Here is a 634-nt window from a genome sequence, read left to right on the forward strand (position 1 = left end):
CTTGGCATCTGGATCGGGGAAAATGAATCGGCAAAGTTCTGGCTTCATGTCTTAAACGAGTTGAAAAACCGGGGCGTGCAAGACATCCTTATTACCTGTGTGGACAATCTTCGCGGCTTCTCCGAGGCCATTTCCGCTTGCTATCCCATCACGGAAATCCAGAAGTGCATCATCCACCAGATTCGCAACTCGATCAAATACGTTTCCTACAAAGACATCAAGAAGATCACGTCGGCCCTGCAGCCGATTTATAAAGCGGCCACGGAAGAGGCCGCCTTGGAAGAACTGAATCAATTCGAGCAGACGTGGGGACAAAAGTACCCCCTTATTGTCCGTTCCTGGCGTACGAACTGGGCGGAAATCTCCACCTTCTTCAAGTACTCACCCGAGATTCGCAAACTGATCTACACAACCAATGTCATTGAGAGCTACCATCGCCAACTCAGAAAGGTCACCAAAGGAAAAGCCATTTTCCCTACAGACGAAGCCCTGCTCAAAATGCTCTACCTGGCAACCATGGATGTGTTACGAAAGTGGACGGGGAGAGTTCAGAACTGGGGCCAAATTCTGTTGCAACTGTCCGTTCAGTTTCCGGAGCGAGTTCAACCATATCTCCGCTGAGCCTAACGGCTAT

The 634-nt window shown here is 49.8% G+C and carries 1 protein-coding gene; it reads left to right on the forward strand.

Annotated elements, in window-relative coordinates:
* On the forward strand, positions 1 to 621 hold a 621-nt coding region (locus FOI68_RS22760; protein ID WP_143864418.1), incomplete at its 5' end, for an IS256 family transposase.
* Positions 622 to 634: the final 13 nt, after the last annotated feature.

This window comes from Brevibacillus sp. LEMMJ03, from assembly GCF_007197875.1.
GTDB classification, from domain to species: Bacteria; Bacillota; Bacilli; order Brevibacillales; family Brevibacillaceae; genus Brevibacillus; species Brevibacillus thermoruber.